The sequence below is a fragment of the Kaistia sp. SLG-1 genome (genome assembly GCF_059699055.1).
This window is the reverse complement of record NZ_AP048544.1, coordinates 3179687-3193545: the sequence shown is the minus strand read 5'-3', so window position 1 is coordinate 3193545 and position 13859 is coordinate 3179687. Positions and strand designations below refer to the sequence as shown.

The window sequence follows — 13859 nt, the reverse complement described above, 5'->3', positions numbered from 1 at the left end:
CGGCGCTCCGGCGCAGCCCTGTCTTGAACGGTCCAACTAAGCTCCTGCGTCCTTAGGCGCAGATGTTCTAATGAGGTCGGCTTTGATCTCGAACCTTTTTCGTTGACCCGCACTTGGAATGAAGGTCGACTGTATAGAAGCGGGTATAGGTATGTAAATTCGGTCTCTCAAGATGATGGTCGACGTCCTTTGTGACCCTCCGCCGGCGTGGTCGCCGACGAACTCGGTAGTCTGCAGGTCATAGTAGACACCGAATTCTCCTGAGTGGTGGATAAAAATGAACAGGACTTTTTGCCCGCCCCACACTACTGATGTTGAGTGAGGTTGAGCGAAGAAATCACCGAACTCCGTGTAGGCTCGTGATGCTAAAGCGATAAAGCATCTATAGCCTCGAAGGTCATCTTCGGACGGGTCGATAGTAATCAGCTTTGCCGATGAACTCGTTTCGGTCCTCATCATGGGCGGCTCAGCAGACCACTGGGTTTGCCCTGCTGCGGACGGTTGAAACAGAGCTCTTTCGTTTTCAAGAAGGTCGGGAACAACTTCGCTGGCCGAGGTCGCCGTATCGACGTACTGCACGTTAGTTTGCGCGCTAGACTTGGACTGGTCGATCGCGTTTTCGAGGGTTATTCTTCCTTCCCTATAGTTATCCCAAATAGTCGGTAAATCGTCCAACTCGTCGCTGTCGTATTCGAACGTCTCACGTTTCCGTCGCATAGCTTCAATGAAAGCCTCTGCGCCTTGACGAGTGCTGCTGGGCACGAGACGGGCTATCTGGGAGAAGATTGTCGTCCTGACAAAGTCCTTCGCTAGGCTTCTGAATGCGTCTATATGGCTCTCATAAACTTGTAGAAGAGTCGATACATTCGAGGAAGAGGAATTAAGGACAACATGATGTTTCCCGTCTTTCAGCTTATCAAGCAGAATGACCGAAACGCCATGAGAAATGGTGCCGAAATCCACGGTAATTTCAACAAAATAATCCTCAGAAACGATAGACTCTATTCTATATGCGACGCCCCACTTGGAGCCGCTGAGATTAAGCCCACCTTCGATATTTGTTACGGTTGGCTTGTCTGGGACAGACCTTATTTCAGGAGAGTGAGCGATGTATAGTTCTTGACATTGACGGCGGGGATTGCTGCGGGAGAGTACGATAAGTATAGAGTTCCCGGATGAAAAGGTTTTTATGACCGCTGGATCGGATCCTCCGTAGTTAAGAACGGCTGGTTGACCAGAGATGTTCGACAGCCGTCTGGCCTCTTCTAGCGAAATATCGTCCCCGTCCGGCCGTTCGATTGTGAGTTTGCCCGCGAGGTCGTGGCGGCCATGTGAACTGATCCATTGCATAAAAGCAGAGCTTGAATTGCACTGATCAATTCGAGCTAGTCGTTCCGATACATACTGTTCAATCTGTGCCATCATCGACTGGAGCAATTGTATTCCGTCCGAAGTGATGGCCTCGCGTCCAGCGGTGGGTTGCAGAACCTGCAGATCTACAATACCGCCGAAGGCGTAAGTGGAACTGATCGGTGCCGCCGCCAGTCCGAAGCCACTCCGCGCTGCGTGAACCGCACCGTCTCCACTCCTAAGCGCCAGATGTCCCTCGAGTTTCTGCCCGTTCCAGACAAGCTCCTTTATAGACAACCGGACGATGCCGTTGTTGGAGACATCCAGCTTCACCGCTCCTTGCAGAAGCGTGCCAAGGATTGCGTGCTTGTCTGTTTCGGTGTGGGCAGAAGAAACTGCAGGAACTGCGTCGTCAATGCTTACCTGACTTATCAGAACTCCATTCACAAAGATCGGCGTCGGTACGAGTTGGACGAACTCCTGCAGATATTGCTTGGCTTGGCTTTCGGCGATAGAGCCTGGAGTGATTAATTCGGCTATAATCTTAGTCCCCGGATGTCCGGTCGCCGCCGCCAATTGGACCTCAACACAATCATCACGGAGTGAGAGAGTGTCGCGGTTTGCGATTGAAATCGTCCTCTCTGGAGTCCGCGCGCTCTCGGTTTCAACAGTAAGAATTCTCGCGACGCCGAAGTTCGCCATCGCTCCAATTCCGAACGTGCCCACCACGCCTGCTGCCCGAGCCTCTGGCGTGTTCTTACTGCTGCTTCCTGCGGTCCAGAAGTGCTTTCGGATTTCGGCCTTTGACATGCCGATGCCGTTGTCCTCGATTACGATCCGGTCTCTTTGAACGGTGACATCGATGCGCGGTTCGAACAGATCGCCACGTTGGATACGCTCGCGGATCGCGTCAAACGCGTTCTGGACATTCTCACGGAGCAAGGCGAGAGGAGACTGATAGATTTGCTTTGCGAGTAATTCGATGACTCGTGAAGTGTCTACATCGAACGGTATGCGTTCATTCTGCATTATCTTCTCTCTCGCGTGCGCAACAGGATTTGGCGGGTCTCGTAATGTTCGTGGTATGCTGGCGGCAATTTCCCGTCGGCGAGAATGCAGTTAAGCTTGGCGATGTCACCTAGCTGATATGCAGCTTCGGCAAGCACCGCGAGTTCTTCCGCATCGTCCGAAGGCTCGAAGAGGTCCCGAACGTCATTCCATCTCTCAGAAATTCTCAGAGCGTTTAGAAGCACTTTCCGAGGGAATGACCTTGGCTCAGGCCGAAGCGCGATTAGGTCGTCGGTCGCCGGGGAGCGTTGACCCTTCATGTTTGCCTCTTCGACCTCAAGGGTGAGCTTCCGAAGCTTCCCCTCGCGGGAGGCGACTGGTTGACCCGCGACATTTACGCGTGGTGACCAGGAAAGTGGCACTAATCCCTCGATAAAGCGACCGCGATTGCGGGGTACAAATTGGCTGCCCTCGGCCATCTCGCGTACGTGTAGTGTGCCATTTTCGAATTTGCTATCTATACGAACAAGATTGTACTGTCTGTCTGTTCCGCGCGGTAGATCATTCCAGCCTGCGCAGAGCGACCCAGCGCTCACTACGCACATAGTTGAGCCACCACCAACACTTACAGCTAAATCGGTGCTTTCGGCGAGATGCTGGTGGCCGTGAAAGCCAAGTTGGAAACCCAGTCCTGCCATTTGCCGGATGGCCTCGATATTCAGGTAGTCCTCCTTATTGGGGGCGCCGTTGATGCTATGATGCCACACGGCCGCAAGTAACATGGGTGTCAAGCCAAGCTTTCGTATAGCCATGGCACAGCGAGATACGACTCCGGTCGACAACTCTGCTTCGTACCGCAAATGGTCATTTCGATGTGTCGACTCGAATGCCGCAACCAAAAGGTTTCCATCGAAAAGCTCATAAAGCTGGTATCCGCGTGCACGATCCAGCGGCAATGTTAGTTTGGTGTTCCGATAGAAATTTTCGATCCCATCCCAGTACCAAGCGAGACGGTCTCTGTAGTGGCCTGTGTCCGAGACTCTGTAGAGCTGTCTCTCGTTCCACGACCAGCGGAATTCTCCGTCCCTCTCACCCAGAGACTGTCGAAGATTCTTAGGGTACATGTTCTTGGCGACCACCTCCATCGCCATCGCGGATGTGTTCCAACAGACATCATGATTGCCGGGGACAATCACGACCTTCGAACGGTCACCTTCGAGGAGTTCGTTGCACAGGCGCTCTATTAGATCGAATGCGACCAAATACTGATCGCGCATCTCCCTTGCAAAATCTTTGGTGCCGCTCTTGACTCCCTGAACTAGGTCGCCACTGACGATCAGCGCCGTAGGCTTCTCATTAAGTGCCGCGAACCTATCAATGTCTGCGAAAATCGCGGCGAGCAGGGTGTCATTGTCGATTGGATCTGCATTTGAACGATGGAGGTCGGATATATGGATTAACGATGGCACTTCGCATACTCCATTGTGGACCGCTGGAGCGGACGCGCTCACATGGTGCCAGAGTCGAACTTAGGAAAGACCGGCCAGGGGCAGCAAGCGAATGAGCCGGATTCAGGCGAGAACGGTAGGAAGTCGCGCAGAGCCTTCCATTCCGCTTGATCAGCCTCTACCCCCCGCAAACACCTTCGCCACCACGGCCCTTGCGTCCGCCTGGATCTGCTTCAGGTGGTCGGCGCTCAGGAAGCTCTCCGCGTAGATCTTGTAGACTTCTTCCGTGCCGGAGGGGCGGGCGGCGAACCAGCCGTTTTCGGTGACGACCTTGATGCCGCCGATCGAGGCGTCGTTGCCGGGGGCGCGGGTGAGGCGGGCGGTGACCTTTTCGCCGGCCAACTCGTCGGCGTCGATCTTCGACGGGTCGAGCTTGCCCAGGATCGCCTTCTGCTCCGATGTCGCCGGGGCGTCGATGCGGGCGTAGTAGGATTTGCCGAGATCGGCGGTGACCGACTGGTAGAGCTGGTTGGGGTCGCTGCCGGTCTTGGCGGTGATCTCGGCCGCGAGCAGGCCGAGGATGATGCCGTCCTTGTCGGTGGTCCAGACCTCGCCGTCGCGGCGCAGAAACGAGGCGCCGGCGCTTTCCTCTCCGCCGAAGGCGAGCGAGCCGTCGATCAGCCCGGCGCTGAACCATTTGAAGCCGACCGGCACCTCGACCAGTTTTCTACCCATCTTGGCGACGACGCGATCGATCATGCCGCTGGAGACGGCCGTCTTGCCGAAGGCGCTGTCGGTGCGCCAGTCGGGCCGGTGGGCGCAGAGATAGGCGATCGAGGCGGCAAGAAACTGGTTCGGGTTCATCAGCCCGCCCGACGGCGTGACGATGCCGTGGCGGTCGGCGTCGGTGTCGTTGGCAAACGCGATGTCGAATTTATCGCGCAGCGCGATCAGCGGCGCCATCGCGTAGGGCGACGAGCAATCCATGCGGATCTTGCCGTCCCAGTCCGCCGTCATGAAGGCGAAGGTCGGGTCGACGACGTCGTTCACGATCCTTGCGTCGAGCTTGTAACGCTCGATCATCGGCTCCCAGTAGCGCACGGCCGCGCCGCCGAGCGGGTCGATGCCGATCTTCACGCCGGCGCCGCGGATCGCCTCCATGTCGATGACGCTGCCGAGATCGGCGACATAGGGGGTGATGAAGTCGTAGCGGCGGATGCAGGCTTCCCTAATGGCGCGCGCGTAAGCGATGCGCTTCACGCCGTCGAGCTTGGCCGCCAGGAACTCGTTGGCCGCCTTGCCGATCCAGGAGGTGACGTCGACATCGGCCGGGCCGCCATTCGGGGGATTATACTTGAAGCCGCCATCGTCGGGCGGGTTGTGCGAGGGGCTGATGACGATGCCGTCGGCGAGGCCCTCGGTGCGGCCGCGGTTATAGGTGAGGATCGCGTGCGAGATCACCGGCGTCGGCGTGTAGCCGAGATGCTCGTCGATCCGCGTCTCGACGCCATTCGCCGCCAGCACCTCGATGGCCGAGGCGAGCGCTGCTTCGGAGAGGGCATGCGTATCCATGCCGATGAAGAGCGGGCCGGTGATGCCGGCATGCTGGCGATAGAGGCAGACCGCCTGGGTGATCGCCAGGATGTGCCATTCGTTGAAGGCGGAGGCGAAGGCCGAGCCGCGATGGCCCGAGGTGCCGAAGGCGACCTTCTGCGTCGGGACCGCCGGATCCGGCGTCTGCGCGAAATAGGCGGTCATCAGTCGGGGGATGTTGGTGAGCAGCGTGCGGGGAACCGGCTTGCCGGCGAGGGGGCTCAAATGGGTTTCCGACATGACGCCTTCTCTGCGATTCCAGACCGTTGCGGTGTTGCCGAGAATGATCGCGGCGGCCGTCATGAGCAACAGCCGAATTGCCGCTTCAACGGCTGACTTCGCGGCGGCGGCTCCTCCGCTGTTGGGAGGAGCCGCCCGCATTGCGCCAGCCGAAAAGATGCAGCGATGTGGAGAGCGATGTGTCGTATCACGCCAGCGCGGCCGCGCGCGCCGGCGTTCGACCTCGCAGGGAGCTGGGCGTCATGACTTCGGCCGGAGGGCCTGGTTGGCGTCGAATTGCTTCTGGATGAGGTTGCCCTCCTTGAGGCGAGGTATATCGGACTTGCCCCGCCACCAGCCCGTATCGCTCTTCATCTTGTCGGACGTGAACTGATGATAGATCGTCTTGCCGACCCGCTTGAAGCCGAAGCAGTTTTTCAACGGCCACGGCTTGTCGCTGGGCTTCTCGCCGAGCCATGTCACGTCGTTGCAGACCTTGCCGTCCGAGGCGGACCATGTCCCGGTGCCGACTGCCTTGTCGTGAATGCCGATCACCGTTCCATCCGGCGCCCAATACATTGACGCGTCGGGCCACTTGATCGTCTTGCCGGAATAGGCCGCCTTGAGTTCGGCGGCCGGGATGGGAACGGCCGAGGCGGGCAGTTTATCGAAGGCCAATGCCGGCCCGATGCCAGCGGCGACGATAAGGATGGAGAATATTGCGGTTTTGCGCATGACAATGGTTCCTCTGAAGAGGTGAAATGCGGTTGCGCGGCATGAAATTTACGATATTTCGAAATGGACGAAGAAACTCGGAAAAGATGAGCGAAGTCGGTATCACGCGCAAATCACGACTGGGATAGATCGTGATGGCGGCGCCCGTCATACTTGTTGCTCTCGCTCGCGGGAGGTGGCGCACAGATTGGCGGCCGACTTCTCAGACCTGCCGCGCACCTTGACGATCTTCTTTGCTCTTCAGGTTGATGGTCGTCCGCGAGGCGCTCGATCAGCCGGCCTTCGGCTTCTTCCGCTTGCTGGCCAGCGATTGGTTCAGCGCCACCGCCGCGCGGATCAGGGCGAGGAAGGCTTCTTCGTCGATCGCCTCGTCCTGGTGGATGTCGATGGCGCGGCGGGTGTTGCCCTCGAGGCTGGAGTTGAAGAGGCCCTTGGGATCGTCGAGCGAGGCGCCCTTGGCGAAGGTCAGCTTGACGGCGTTCTTGTAGGTTTCGCCGGTGCAGAGAATGCCGTCATGCGACCAGACGGGCACGCCGCGCCATTTCACTTCCTCGATCACGTCGGGATCGGCGTCGTGGATCCAGCGGCGGACGCGGGCCAGCGTCTCGCCTTGCCAGCCGCCGAGCTCGCGGATCTTGGCGTCGATCTGCCGGGCCGGCGAGGTGAGATCGTCCTCGGTCGTGTCGTCCTGCGTCGGTTTCATGGACTGTCACCTCTCTCGGGATCGGTGGGCGGGGATCGGCCTGCTCACATCTTTTCGCCGGGCAACCGGCTCGCCTGCTTCACCCAGGCCTCGAACTCCGCCGCGTCGAAGGGCTTGTCCTCGTGGATATCGAGATAGCGCACATTCGCCTGTTTCGACGCGCCGGGCGGCGGCGGATCGAGAGCCGCGCCGTGGAGGAAGGCGACCTTCACGTATTTCGTCATGCAGTGAAAGCTCAGGAACCAGGTGCCATCGTCGCCAACGCCATAGAGGGGCGAGTTCCATTTGACCGCCTTGCGCAGGCCGGGCACGGCGCGCGTGACGATCGCGTCCAGCTCCTTGCCGACATCGCGCTTCCAGCCCGGCATGGCGGCGATATAGGCCTGCACGGGCTCGTCGCCATAGCCCTTCGGGATCTGCGGATTGCCGCCGGCCAGCAGTTTTGGCGCGCCGGCTGGAGCGTCCTGCGTATTCGGGCGGGTGGCGGACGTCGCCGGCTTTCTCGCGGTCTTGCCAGTCATGGGCGTGGTCCTCCCTCCATCGTCCCCCTCGGCGATCCTAGCCCCGGCGAGGCGGCGGCATCAAATCGCGCGCCGCAGCGCATCCCCCGAAGGGAATGCCGGTGCGCGTGAAGAAGTTGCGAGCCGGCGGAGACTAATCCGACTTCCGAAACGTGATGCCGTGCTCGACGGCTGCCTTGCCGAACTTGCCGCGCACCTTGTCGATCGCTTCCTCGGCCTTGGCGCGCTTGGCCGCGGCGGGGTCGACGAGGTCGTCGGGATCGGCGAACTGCGGATCGGAGAAGTCCGATACCTGGACGCCGATCAGGCGATACGTCGTTCCATCTGTCTCATGCGCCAACAGCTGCTCCGCCGTGCGAAAGATGCGGTCGGCGAGCCGGGTCGGGTCGGCGAGCTGGCGCGAGCGGGTGCGGAGCTTGAAGTCGGCGGATTTCAGCTTCAGCGTCACGTTCGAGGCGGCGAGCTCGGCCCGCTTCAGCCGGCCGGACACCTTTTCGGACAGCCGGCGCAGGATCGGCCTCAGACTCGCGAGATCGGCGAGGTCGTGCTCGAACGTCGTCTCGGCACCGATCGATTTCGCCTCGTGCCGGGGCTCGACGACGCGGCGGTCGTCGGCGCGGGCAAGCCGCGCCAGCCGCAGCCCCATGACGCCATAGCGCCTGGCGAGGTCGCTCTCCTCCATCCGCTGCAGCTGGCCGATCGACTTGATGCCGCTCTCGGCCAGCTTCGCCTCCAGCGCTTTGCCGACGCCCCAGATCATGCTGACGGGCTTGTCGGCCAGGAAGGCGAGCGCCTCGCCGCGGCCGATCACCGAGAAGCCGCGCGGCTTGTCGAGGTCGGAGGCGATCTTGGCGAGGAACTTGTTGAAGGAGAGGCCGACCGAGATGGTGATGCCGATCTCCTGTTCGACCCGGCGGGCGAAGCGGGCGATCGTCAGCGCCGGCGGCGCGCCATGCAGCCGCTCGGTGCCGGAGAGGTCGAGGAAGGCCTCGTCGATCGAGATCGGCTCGACCAGCGGCGTCAGTTCCTGCATCAGCGTGCGGATCTGTTGGCCGACGCCGACATACTTCTCCATGTTCGGCCGAATCACGGTGGCGTCGGGGCAGAGCTCCAGCGCCTTGTACATCGGCATCGCCGAGCGGACGCCGTGGATGCGGGCGATGTAGCAGCAAGTCGAGACGACGCCGCGTTTTCCGCCGCCGATGATGACCGGCTTGTCGGCGAGATCAGGATCGTCGCGCTTCTCGATCGAGGCGTAGAAGGCGTCGCAATCGACATGGGTGATGGCGAGCGCGCCGAGTTCGGGATGCGCCACCAGGCGTGGGCTGCCGCAGGCCGGGCAGCGGCGGCCGGCCGCCGGCGTCAGGCAATCGCGGCAAAAGCCGGCGAGGGTGTTGGCAGCGGTCGACATGGCGGTCCGATCATGGCGGTCCGGATACGGCCCGGTGCCGCGAGCGGGCAGGTTAGCGGCCCGTTGGCGGCCCTGCAATCCGTTCGCTGTTTGTTCCAGAGGTCCCCGCGGCAATAATCGGTGCGGAAAACCTGTTCAGTTGCGGTGCGGCGAGGGCGGGTGATATAGCGGGCGGATATTTCCGCCGCCTGCCGGCGCGTCCAACCGGTTCTTGCCAAAGGGTTCTCGCCATGTCCGTCGACATCGCCACCGTCAAGCGGGTCGCTCATCTCGCCCGGATCGCTGTCACCGAGGAGGAAGCCGCTTCCTTCCAGGGCGAGATCAACGCCATTCTCGGTTTCGCCGAGCAGTTGAACGAGGTCGATGTCGAGGGCGTCGAGCCGCTGACCTCGGTGGTCGCGCAGACGATGAAGAAGCGCGCCGACGTCGTCTCGGACGGCTATTATGCCGATCGCGTCGTCGCCAATGCGCCGGTTTCGGACGACGATTTCTTCGTCGTGCCGAAGGTCGTCGAGTGACGCCCGGCACGGGCCGCAGACTTTTCGAAGAGGGCGCGCGCGTCCTCAGCACGGTGACGCCGCTCACCGCTTCCGCCTCCTGATTTTCGAGATGCCGATGTCTTCGACAGACCTGACCAGCCTGACCATTGCCGAGATCCGCGAGGGATTGTCGGCCAAGGCCTTCTCCGCCACGGAGCTGACCAAGGCCTATCTCGCCGCGATGGAAGCCGCGCGTTCGCTGAATGCCTATGTCTTCGAGACGCCGGACCAGGCGCTGAGCATGGCGGCCGCTTCCGACGAGCGGCTGGCGAAGGGCGAGGGCCGGGCGCTTGAAGGCGTGCCGCTCGGCATCAAGGACCTGTTCGCGACCGAAGGCGTCCACACCCAGGCTGCGTCGCACATCCTCGACCAGTTCAAGCCGAACTATGAATCGACCGTCACCGCCAATCTCTGGAACGACGGCGCGGTCATGCTCGGCAAGCTGAACATGGACGAGTTCGCCATGGGCTCGTCGAACGAGACCTCCTATTACGGCCCGGTCGTCAATCCGTGGCGCAAGGAAGGCTCGAACGCGCCGCTGGTTCCCGGTGGTTCCTCGGGCGGCTCGGCGGCGGCCGTCGCCGCGCGTCTCTGCGCCGGCGCCACCGCGACCGATACCGGCGGCTCGATCCGCCAGCCGGCCGCCTTCACCGGCACCGTCGGCATCAAGCCGACCTATGGCCGCTGCTCGCGCTGGGGCACGGTCGCCTTCGCCTCGTCGCTCGACCAGGCCGGCCCGATCGCCCGCACGGTGCGCGATGCCGCGATCCTGCTGAAGTCGATGGCCTCGGTCGACGACAAGGACACGACCTCGGTCGATGTTCCGGTCGGCGACTACGAGGGCGCGATCGGCCAGTCGGTGAAGGGGCTGCGCATCGGCATCCCGCGCGAATACCGGCTCGACGGCATGTCGGACGAGATCGAGGCGCTCTGGCAGCAGGGCATCGCCTGGCTGAAGGAAGCCGGCGCCGAGATCGTCGACATCTCGCTGCCGCATACGAAATACGCGCTGCCGGCCTATTACATCGTGGCGCCGGCCGAGGCCTCGTCCAACCTGGCGCGCTATGACGGTGTCCGCTACGGCCTGCGGGTTCCCGGCGACGACATCGCCTCGATGTACGAGAACACCCGCTCGGCCGGCTTCGGCCGCGAGGTGAAGCGCCGCATCCTGATCGGCACCTATGTGCTGTCGGCCGGCTATTACGACGCCTACTATGTCCGCGCCCAGCGCATCCGCACCCTGATCAAGCGCGATTTCGACCTCGCCTTCGTCGCCGGCGTCGATGCCGTGCTGACGCCGGCAACGCCGTCCGCCGCCTTCGGGCTCGCGGAAATGGCGACGGCCTCGCCGGTCGAGATGTACCTGAACGACATCTTCACCGTGACGGTGAACATGGCCGGCCTTCCTGGCCTCGCCGTTCCGGCCGGCCTCGACAAGGCGAAGCTGCCGCTCGGCCTGCAGCTGATCGGTCGCCCGTTCGAGGAAGAGACGCTGTTCCGCCTCGGCCAGGTGATCGAGGACGCCGCCGGCACGTTCACGCCGTCGAAGTGGTGGTGATGCCGTCATGACGCGTACACCGGCCGAGTGCGTGACCAAGAGCGATATCCGAACCGAGATCGATCGGCTGGATGCCGAGCTGGTCGCGGTGCTGGCGGAGCGGTTCGGCTATGTGCGCCGGATGGCGGAGATCAAGTCGTCGCCGGAAGAGGCGCTGGTGCCGGAGCGGGTCGACGAAGTGCTCGACCGGGTGGCTGCCGCGGCGGTCGAGGCGGGTCTCGACGAAGGGCTGGCGCGCGATCTCTGGCGCCGGCTGATCGAGTGGAACATCGAATATGAGCGGCGGACCATCGCCGCGCGCCTCGCGCGATAGATCTCGAGGCAAGGTACAAAGGCCGGCGGACATCCATCCGCCGGCCTTTTTCGTTTCAGCGATTGTTCAACTGGGCGCGGACCGCGTCGAGGCCCGCGCGCGTGATGCGATAGGGCGCGCTGCCCCGGGACGCGATCAGGCGCCGGCGCCTCAGGCGCTGGAACAGTTCGACGGTGCAGTCAGAGAGGATCCAGCCCTCGCGGGTGGCGCAATCGACCGCGACGATGCGGCCCTGTTCGTTCCTGTGATGACGGATTGTCGCACCCTGCGCGAGCGCATGCAGGATGCGCTGCTCGAGTTTCGAGACGTTCATGGAAAGCTTCGTCCGGATATTCGGTGATCAAAAGCCGCAGCAAAGCGGGCCGCGCAGCGACGACGCGCGCGCGGGCTTCTTGACCCTGCCTAACGGGGGCAGGGGATCACCGGGACTGAAGCGAATGGAACATCCAAACTCCTGAAGACGGTCCCGTGCATAGATGTATCATGCCGTGGGGACAAGTCTGCGTCAGGCAGCCGGCATCGGGAAATGCGGGCCGTTGCCGGAACGCAACGCGGGAGGAAGACGGATGGTGGAGAAAAGCACGGCAACCGCAGCCGAATTTCGGACATCGCTCGCGGCGTCGCAGCCGCCGGAAGGATTGTCGGCGCCGCTCGCCGCGCTCTGGCATCTGGAGAAGGGCAACTGGGAGGCCGCGCACGCGCTCGTCCAGGAGGACGAGAGCCGGGCGGGCGCCTGGGTTCACGCCCATATCCATCGGGTCGAGGGCGACCTCTGGAACGCGCGCTACTGGTACGGCCGCGCCGGGCAGCCGGTGGGCGAGGGCGATCCCGACCGGGAACGGGCGGGCATCATGCTGGCGCTGATGCCGAGCTGACAGCAAAAAGCCCGGCGGATCGCTCCGCCGGGCTTCTTGCATTCACGATAGGCCGAAGCTTACCAGGAGCGCTTCAGGAAGATGTTGGTCTGCCAGGCGTCGCCGTCCTTGACCTTCGCCGTGTCCGAGGAGACGGAGCTGTAGAAGACGTCGACCAGCAGATCGAGGCCCTTCACAGGCGTGAAGTTGGTCGTCGTGCCAACGCGCCAGGCGTCGAAGCTGCGATCGTTCCAGGCGGCGAAGTCGGCCTTGCTGTCGAACGAGGCATAGCCGCCGGAGACCGACGTCCAGATCTGGCTGTTCCAGACATGCTTGTACGACGTGAAGGCGCTCCAGCTGTTGCCCGGAACGGCGTCGAGGGCCGCGTTGCCGGTGATCGAGCTGGAGAGGTTGGCGACCGACGTGCCGCCGGTGATGCCGGTGAACGAGTTGCCGTTCTGGGCGTAGCTCGCCGAGAACTGCACCTTGTCGCCCTTCGAGATGCTGTCGAGGGCCAGCTCGACGATGCCGCCGACGGCGAAGCCGTCCTTGCTGTCGTAGGTGTACGGATTGCCCGGTACGCCGCCGCCCGAGATGTCGATGGCGTGCTTGAAGTAGGCACCGGCGACCTTCGTGCTGAAGATGCCCGAAGCGTAGGTCACGGCGCCGACGATGTCGGGCATGTTGGTCTGGCCGCCGGTGGCGATCAGGTTGCCGTTGCCGTCAAACACGTCGTAATTGCCGACGGCGCCGCGGTCGCGGTTGTCTTCGAGCGACAGCGTCAGGCCGAAACCGTTGATGGCGTAGGACAGCTCGATGTGGTCGGTCTTGGTGTCCGACGCGAACATGCCGGTGTCGTCGAAGCCCTGGCCGAAGTCGAACAGCGAGTCGAAGCGGCCGGCCTTGATCGGGCCGAACTGCAGCCAGGCGGTGTCGACATAGGCCGAGTTGGTCTGGGCGTTGACCAGGTTGGCGATGGAGCCCGAGCCGACGTCGTTGCCAGTCCTGGCGCGGTAGTCGATCCAGCCGGTCAGGTTGCCGTATTCGGTGATCGACGAAGCGGTCAGCTGGATCGACGCTTCCGTGTAGAAGCCGTTCCAGGTGCTGTTCTTGTAGATCTTGTTGAAGGCGCTGTAGTCGTTGTCACCGAACTGGGTGACGAACTTCAGGTAGCCGCCGACCTTGATGCAGGTGTCGGTGCCGGGCGAGTAGAAGAAGCCCTTGCCGAAAGCGTCGCAGACCTTCACGTAGTCGACGGGTTCGGCAATGGCGAGATCGGCGGCCTGGGCCGATCCGGCGAGGACGATCGCGGCCGCGGAGCCGAGAATAAGAGACTTAAACGTCATTTCTGACCTTCCAATTTTTGGAGATTTCGAACACCGCCGTGCCGGCACGCGGCCGGACCCGCAGATCCGACCGGCCTCGACGACTGAAGCACTCGACGCCCCTATGCGATTTGGTCGTTGCGCGTCACCACCCCGTGAACGCCGCATCCGACACCCGCCACGACCCCTCGTGGCAGGCAGTCGCAACCTAGCCATGGCAGGTTTTGTCGCAAGGTAGAATCATCTCTGAATCGAAGTATTACGGGATTATGACTTCTGCGA

13 protein-coding genes are annotated in these 13859 nt (G+C 62.1%); 4 read left to right on the top strand and 9 right to left on the bottom strand.

The genetic code is table 11. The annotated features are described in order from the left end of the window. Nucleotides 1-36: 36 nt before the first annotated feature. The 7 genes from AC6HZP_RS14495 to AC6HZP_RS14465 form a co-directional block, all read right to left on the bottom strand. Nucleotides 37-2379, bottom strand: a complete 2343-nt coding sequence (locus AC6HZP_RS14495) for an ATP-binding protein (protein WP_497523428.1) — start codon at nt 2377-2379, stop codon at nt 37-39. Then, a complete protein-coding gene (locus AC6HZP_RS14490) occupies nt 2379-3827 on the bottom strand; it encodes a metallophosphoesterase family protein (protein ID WP_497523427.1) in 1449 nt (482 codons plus the stop codon). The genes AC6HZP_RS14495 and AC6HZP_RS14490 overlap by 1 nt, the downstream gene beginning before the upstream one ends. Before the next feature lie 150 nt (nt 3828-3977). Further along, entirely contained in the window at nt 3978-5639 is a 1662-nt protein-coding gene (gene pgm, locus AC6HZP_RS14485) for a phosphoglucomutase (alpha-D-glucose-1,6-bisphosphate-dependent) (protein WP_497523426.1), read from the bottom strand. A gap of 240 nt (nt 5640-5879) precedes the next feature. Further along, the gene (locus tag AC6HZP_RS14480) at nt 5880-6353 is read right to left on the bottom strand and encodes a DUF995 domain-containing protein (protein WP_497523425.1); all 474 of its coding nucleotides are present in this window, start codon (nt 6351-6353) and stop codon (nt 5880-5882) included. 271 nt (nt 6354-6624) lie between these two features. Beyond that, nucleotides 6625-7056, bottom strand: a complete 432-nt coding sequence (locus AC6HZP_RS14475) for a DUF1801 domain-containing protein (protein WP_497523424.1) — start codon at nt 7054-7056, stop codon at nt 6625-6627. 44 nt (nt 7057-7100) lie between these two features. Then, nucleotides 7101-7577 carry a DUF1801 domain-containing protein gene (locus AC6HZP_RS14470; protein WP_497523423.1) on the bottom strand — a complete coding sequence of 159 codons (477 nt, stop codon included), beginning with the start codon at nt 7575-7577 and terminating at the stop codon, nt 7101-7103. 133 nt (nt 7578-7710) lie between these two features. After that, entirely contained in the window at nt 7711-8988 is a 1278-nt protein-coding gene (locus AC6HZP_RS14465; protein WP_497523422.1) for a DNA polymerase IV, read from the bottom strand. Between the two features lie 230 nt (nt 8989-9218). Between AC6HZP_RS14465 and gatC the strand changes: the two genes are divergently transcribed. The 3 genes from gatC to AC6HZP_RS14450 all read left to right on the top strand — a co-directional run bounded on the left by gatC (nt 9219) and on the right by AC6HZP_RS14450 (nt 11398). After that, nucleotides 9219-9506 (top strand): Asp-tRNA(Asn)/Glu-tRNA(Gln) amidotransferase subunit GatC, encoded by a 288-nt coding sequence (gene gatC / locus AC6HZP_RS14460; protein ID WP_201399841.1) that lies wholly within the window; start codon nt 9219-9221, stop codon nt 9504-9506. Between the two features lie 97 nt (nt 9507-9603). Then, on the top strand, nt 9604-11085 hold the full coding sequence (gene gatA / locus AC6HZP_RS14455; protein WP_497523421.1) for an Asp-tRNA(Asn)/Glu-tRNA(Gln) amidotransferase subunit GatA: 1482 nt from the start codon (nt 9604-9606) through the stop codon (nt 11083-11085). 7 nt (nt 11086-11092) lie between these two features. Then, on the top strand, nt 11093-11398 hold the full coding sequence (locus AC6HZP_RS14450) for a chorismate mutase (RefSeq protein WP_201399839.1): 306 nt from the start codon (nt 11093-11095) through the stop codon (nt 11396-11398). A gap of 55 nt (nt 11399-11453) precedes the next feature. Here AC6HZP_RS14450 and AC6HZP_RS14445 read toward each other — a convergent pair whose 3' ends face one another. After that, complete coding sequence (locus AC6HZP_RS14445) at nt 11454-11711, bottom strand: YjhX family toxin (RefSeq protein WP_497523420.1); 258 nt, start codon at nt 11709-11711, stop codon at nt 11454-11456. A gap of 253 nt (nt 11712-11964) precedes the next feature. Here AC6HZP_RS14445 and AC6HZP_RS14440 point away from each other — a divergent pair, with 253 nt between their 5' ends. Beyond that, entirely contained in the window at nt 11965-12273 is a 309-nt protein-coding gene (locus AC6HZP_RS14440) for a hypothetical protein (protein ID WP_497523419.1), read from the top strand. A 59-nt stretch (nt 12274-12332) separates the two neighbouring features. Here AC6HZP_RS14440 and AC6HZP_RS14435 read toward each other — a convergent pair whose 3' ends face one another. Then, nucleotides 12333-13598 (bottom strand): porin, encoded by a 1266-nt coding sequence (locus AC6HZP_RS14435; RefSeq protein WP_201399836.1) that lies wholly within the window; start codon nt 13596-13598, stop codon nt 12333-12335. Nucleotides 13599-13859 lie beyond the last annotated feature (261 nt).